This is a genomic window from Robbsia betulipollinis, assembly GCF_026624755.1.
Classification (GTDB): domain Bacteria; phylum Pseudomonadota; class Gammaproteobacteria; order Burkholderiales; family Burkholderiaceae; genus Robbsia; species Robbsia betulipollinis.
The window spans coordinates 1-628 of the sequence record NZ_JAPMXC010000044.1 but is presented as its reverse complement, the minus strand read 5'-3'; the positions used below and the strand labels follow the sequence as shown (position 1 = coordinate 628).

Below are 628 nucleotides of genomic sequence, written 5' to 3'. Positions count from 1 at the left end.
GGTAGGTTCAATGGGTCGTTGCAACACCTTCATATTAATATCGAATGAAGGAGGGTTGACGAATGACACAAATGGGACGGCCTGGGTTGCCGACAGAAGGCAAAGTGGAGGTTTGGCGGCGGTGGCGCGCAGGTGAATCGTTTCTTGGGATCGGCAAGGCCATAGGCAAGCCCGCCGGGTCGATCTACGGCGTAATCCGGCTATGCGGGGGTTACACCCCTGCTCCGCGTAAGCGATCGCTGCGGGCATTGACCTTGAGTGAACGTGAAGAGATCTCGCGTGGCGTGTCAGCCGGGCTTTCAATTCGCGCCATAGCCCATGAGTTGAATCGTAAGCGTCCAGGCAAGGCATCTTGCCTGGTGGATGTTGGCTGAGTTCGGGCTAGATGAAGCGCGGGATGCCCGCCCGTTACGTCCCCACTTATTTTCGTAAGCGGGGACGTATTTTTAGACGCGCGTTGACGCGGGCGTTGAACCCATCAGCGTCCACGGCAGCAGGTCATCGATCCGGTTGACCGGATGATCGGCGATGCGCGTGAGCACCTCGCGCAGATACGCCTCGGGGTCGAGGCCGTTAAGTTTAGCCGTGCCGATGAGGCTGTACATCGCCGCTGCCCGGTGGCCGCCGG

The 628-nt window shown here is 59.6% G+C and carries 1 protein-coding gene and 1 pseudogene; one reads left to right on the top strand and one right to left on the bottom strand.

Translation table 11 applies throughout. The features are described 5' to 3' along the window. Positions 1–62: 62 nt before the first annotated feature. Positions 63–332, top strand: a pseudogene (locus OVY01_RS23025) (helix-turn-helix domain-containing protein); the annotation flags it as partial. Between the two features lie 114 nt (positions 333–446). On the opposite strand, the gene OVY01_RS23020 reads toward OVY01_RS23025, so the two are convergent. Next, positions 447–628, bottom strand: a 182-nt coding sequence (locus tag OVY01_RS23020; protein WP_267844776.1) for a transposase domain-containing protein, incomplete at its 5' end; no start/stop codon positions are given.